The organism is Streptomyces solincola (assembly GCF_002982015.1).
In the GTDB taxonomy this organism is placed as follows: domain Bacteria; phylum Actinomycetota; class Actinomycetes; order Streptomycetales; family Streptomycetaceae; genus Streptomyces; species Streptomyces solincola.
The window spans coordinates 1-4,314 of the sequence record NZ_PVLV01000580.1; the positions used below are offsets into that span (position 1 = coordinate 1).

A 4,314-nucleotide genomic window follows, 5' to 3' on the forward strand; every position below is an offset into this window, starting at 1 on the left:
CCGCCGGTCCCCCTCGGCCACGATGCGATGGCTGATGGACGCCGGGTGCTGGATGAGGGTGTCGACGCTGCCGAGGCTGACCGCCGGGGTGATCAGCCGCACCCCGGCGATGACGTCGTGCGGGTCGCCGTACACCTCGAAGGCGACCATGGCGCCGCCGATCTCCGGGTAGTGGACGCGGGCGATGCGCGGGTCGACGTAGAGCCGGCGGGCCAGGTCGGCGGCGGTCGCGGAGGCCGCCCGCACCCGCACGGGGAGCGTGGACAGGCCGCGCAGCAGCAGGTAGCCGGCCATCGGGTGGAGCACCCCGCCGGTGGCGAAGCGGATGCGGCGCAGGTCGGCGGCGAACTCCTCGTCGCAGGCGACGACGCCGCCGAGGACGTCGCCGTGACCGCCGAGGTACTTGGTGGCGCTGTGCAGCACGATCCGAGCGCCCTGCTCGTGCGGGCGCTGGAGCACCGGGGTGGCGAAGGTGGAGTCCACCAGCAGCGGCACCGAGCCGCAGGCATGGGCGACGGCGCGGATGTCGGTCTCGGCCAGGGTGGGGTTGGCGGGGGTCTCCACCATGACGAGCCCGGTGTCGGGGCGGAGGGCGTCGGCGATGCCGGCCGGGTCGGTCCAGGTGACCTCGGTGCCGAGCAGTCCGCCCTCCAGCAGGTGGTCGCTGCACCCGTAGAGGGGGCGGACGGCGACGACATGGCGCAGGCCCTGGCTCGCCCGGGCCAGCAGGACGGCGGTGAGGGCCGCCATGCCGCTGGCGAAGGCGACGGCGCTCTCGGTGCCCTCCAGCTTCGCCAGCGCGGTCTCGAAGCGGGCGGTGGTGGGGTTGTCCAGCCGGGCGTAGACCGGCGGCCCGTCGGGGCGGGCGCCGGTGGCGGCGAAGGCGTCGATCCGGGCGGCCTCGGCGCGCGCGTCGAAGGAGGGGTAAGTGGTGGAGAGGTCGAGCGGGACGGCATGCAGGCCCTGGGCGGCGAGGTCCTCGCGCCCGGCGTGCACGGCCTCGGTGGCCAGCGCCCGCAGGGGGGTGGGGGCGGGGACGGCGGCGTCGTCGTACGACATGGCTTCCATGGGCGGAACTGTGAACAACTACCGGGAAGTATGGCCGGAAACCCGTGCTACGTTCGGCTGATGACCGATTCCGTCGTACTGGACACGGTCGATCTGCACATCCTGCGACTGTTGCAGAACGACGCCCGGACCACCTACCGGGAGCTGGCCGCCGAGGTGGGTGTGGCCCCGTCGACCTGTCTGGACCGGGTGGCCCGGCTGCGGCGCACCGGGGTGGTGCTGGGGCACCGGCTGCGCCTCGATCCGGCCAAAATCGGCCGGGGTCTGGAGGCGCTGCTGATGGTGCAGGTGCGGCCGCACCGGCGGGAGCTGATCGGGCCGTTCGTGGAGCGGGTGCGGGCGCTGCCGGAGTCGCGGGCGCTGTTCCATCTGACCGGCCCGGACGACTACCTGGTGCACGTGGCGGTGGCCGACCCGGCCGACCTGCAACGACTGGTGCTGGACGAGTTCACCTCGCGGCGGGAGGTGGCCCGGGTGGACACCCGGCTGATCTTCCAGCAGTGGGAGTGCGGGCCGCTGCTGCCGCCGGGGCCGAGCGCTCATATGCAGCCCGAACCCGCCGGATGAGTCCGCCGGGAGGTGGTGCGGGCGGCCCGGTCCGTACCACCATGGCTTCCATGCGAGCCACTTCCCGCCCCGCGCTCCCCCGGCAGGTCGCCGACGCCCATGTCGCCGCGCTCCTCGAACTGGATCCGATCGCCGGCACCCATCTCGGGGTGGCGGCGTGCGCCGGCCTGCTGCCGGACTTCTCGCCGGCCGGTCAGCGGGAGGTCGCCGCGCTGGCCCGCCGGACCCTGGCCGAGCTGGACCGGGCCGAGGAGCTGCCGGGGGCGGCGGCCGACGCCGAGCGGCGCTGCGCCAAGCTGCTGCGGGAGCGGTTGACCGCCGAACTGGCCGTGCACGAGGCGGGCGAGGGCCTGCGGACGGTGAGCAACCTGCGCTCCCCGGCGCACAGTGTGCGGATCGCGTTCACCGTGATGCCGACGGCCACGGACGCGGACTGGGGGGCGGTGGCCGAGCGGCTGCGGGCGGTGCCGGCGGCACTGGACGGCTACCGCGCCTCGCTGGCCGAGGGGATCCGGCAGGGGCTGCCGGGCGGGCCGCGGGCGACCGCGGTGTTCACCGGGCAGTTGGCCGAGTGGGCGGGCGGCGGGGCGCGCCGAAGCTGGTTCGAGGACTTCGCGGCGGGCGGGCCCGGCGCGCTGCGGCCGGAGCTGGACGCCGCGGCGCGGGGTGCGACGCGGGCGGTGGCGGGGCTGCGGGACTGGCTGCGGAAGGAGTACGCGCCCGCGGTGGCGGGCGCGCCGGACACCGTGGGCCGGGAGCGGTACGCCCGCTGGGCGCGCTACTTCACCGGCGCTGACCTGGATCCGGACGCGGCGTACGCCTACGGCTGGGAGGAGTACCACCGGCTGCTGGGCGAGATGAGAGCCGAGGCCGGCCGCATCCTGCCGGGCGCCGGCCCGTGGGAGGCGCTGGCCCATCTGGACGCGTACGGCACGCACATCAAGGGCGCGGAGGAGACCCGGGCCTGGCTCCAGGACCTGATGGACGAGGCCGTGGCGGCGCTGGACGGCACGCACTTCGACCTGGCCGGACCGCTGCGGCGGGTGGAGTCCTGCCTGGCGCCTCCGGGCGGGGCGGCCGCCCCGTACTACACCTCCCCCTCCGAGGACTTCTCCCGGCCGGGCCGCACCTGGCTGCCGGTGGACGACCGGGACCGCTTCCCGGTGTACGACCTGGTGTCCACCTGGTACCACGAGGGCGTGCCGGGCCATCACCTGCAACTGGCCCAGTGGGTGCGGGTCGCCGACCGGCTCTCCCGCTACCAGGCGTCCATCGGCCGGGTGAGCGCCAACCTGGAGGGCTGGGCGCTGTACGCGGAGCGGCTGATGGACGAGCTGGGCTTCCTGCCCGACGCCGAGCGCCGGCTGGGCTACCTGGACGGGCAGATGCTGCGGGCCTGCCGGGTCATCGTGGACATCGGCACGCATCTGGGTCTGGCGATCCCGGCGCACTCGCCGTTCCGTCCGGGCGAGCGCTGGACGCCGGCGCTGGCGGAGGAGTTCTTCGGGATGCACACGGCCGCGCCGGCGGCGTTCGTCTCCAGTGAGTTCACCCGCTACCTGTCGGTGCCGGGCCAGGCGATCGGCTACAAGCTGGGCGAGCGGGCGTGGCTGGCGGGCCGGGCCGCCGCGCGGGCCGCGCACGGCGACGCCTTCGACCTCAAGCGGTGGCACATGGCGGCGCTGTCGCTGGGACCGCTGGGGCTGGACGACCTGGTGGCGGAGCTGTCGGCGCTGTGAGACGGGGTCACCCCCGGCGCCCGGCCGCCACCGCCTCGGCCGCCCCCGCTCAGCGCCGGAAGCCGCCCTCGGAGTCGATCACCTGGCCGGTGACCCACTCGGCCTCGTCGGTGGCCAGCCAGGCGATCAGCCGGGCCGGGTCGTCGGGCAGCCCCCAGCGGCCGGCCGGGAACATCCCGGCGATGTGCTCGTACGCCGCGCCGTCCAGGTAACCGGTGTCCACCGGGCCGGGGTTGACCGTGTTGACGGTGACCGCCTGGTCGGCGAGGGCGGTGGCGAGGGTGCGGGTCGCGGAGGCGAGCGCGCCCTTGGCGAGCCCGTAGGCGATCTCCTGCGGCATGCCGGCGCCGTGGTCCTGGCCGGAGGTCATCATCACCACCCGGCCGCCGGGGGTGCGCGGCGGCAGTGCGCCGCGGAGTCTCGCGTACGCCTGGACCAGCAGCACCACCGCGCGGGTGTCGACGGCCCAGTGGGCGTCGAGCATGGCGGCGTCGATCTCGTCCAGGGCGCCGTCCTGGCCGCTGAGCGCGTGGTTGGCGACCAGGATGTCGATCCGGCCGCCGAGCGCCTCGGCGGCGGTGGCGACCAGCCGGGCCGGTCCGGCGGGGTCGGCGAGGTCGCCGGGGCCGTGGTGGACGGCGGCCGCCGGGTCGGCGAGCGCCTCGCGCACCCCGTCGGCGACCGCGTCCGGGCCGCCGGGGTCGGCGCCCCACGGCTGCCCGGCGTCGTGCGGGACGTGGTGGTGCAGATAGACGCTCGCGCCGTGGGCGGCGAGCCGGCGGGCCACCGCGTAGCCGATGCCCGCGCGCCGGCTGGCGCCGGTGACCAGGGCGGTCCGGCCGCGCAGCGGGAGGGGGTCCCGGCGCAGCGAGCCGACGGCGGGGGCGGGTGCGGGGTGCGTCATGGCCGCCATGATCGCCCGCGGCGACCGGAGCTGTCA

At 75.9% G+C, this 4,314-nt stretch carries 4 protein-coding genes; 2 read left to right on the plus strand and 2 right to left on the minus strand.

Going from position 1 to position 4,314, the window contains the following annotated elements:
* A partial coding sequence (locus C6N75_RS27525; protein ID WP_105871580.1) for a trans-sulfuration enzyme family protein occupies window positions 1–1,068 on the minus strand: 1,068 nt, incomplete at its 3' end.
* A 60-nt stretch (window positions 1,069–1,128) separates the two neighbouring features.
* Here C6N75_RS27525 and C6N75_RS27530 point away from each other — a divergent pair.
* Both C6N75_RS27530 and C6N75_RS27535 read left to right on the plus strand, forming a co-directional pair.
* A complete protein-coding gene (locus C6N75_RS27530) occupies window positions 1,129–1,635 on the plus strand; it encodes an Lrp/AsnC family transcriptional regulator (protein ID WP_105871577.1) in 507 nt (168 codons plus the stop codon).
* A gap of 50 nt (window positions 1,636–1,685) precedes the next feature.
* Window positions 1,686–3,374, plus strand: a complete 1,689-nt coding sequence (locus C6N75_RS27535) for a DUF885 domain-containing protein (protein WP_181160645.1) — start codon at window positions 1,686–1,688, stop codon at window positions 3,372–3,374.
* Window positions 3,375–3,423: 49 nt separating this feature from the next.
* Here the strand turns inward: C6N75_RS27535 and C6N75_RS27540 are convergent, their stop codons facing one another.
* Complete coding sequence (locus C6N75_RS27540) at window positions 3,424–4,287, minus strand: SDR family oxidoreductase (protein ID WP_105871579.1); 864 nt, start codon at window positions 4,285–4,287, stop codon at window positions 3,424–3,426.
* Window positions 4,288–4,314: the final 27 nt, after the last annotated feature.

Coding starts and splice junctions, on each gene's coding strand:
- C6N75_RS27535 (WP_181160645.1), top strand. CDS start 1,686: ATGCGAGCCACTTCCCGCCCCGCGCTCCCCCGGCAGGTCGCCGACGCC.
- C6N75_RS27530 (WP_105871577.1), top strand. CDS start 1,129: ATGACCGATTCCGTCGTACTGGACACGGTCGATCTGCACATCCTGCGA.
- C6N75_RS27540 (WP_105871579.1), bottom strand. CDS start 4,287: ATGGCGGCCATGACGCACCCCGCACCCGCCCCCGCCGTCGGCTCGCTG.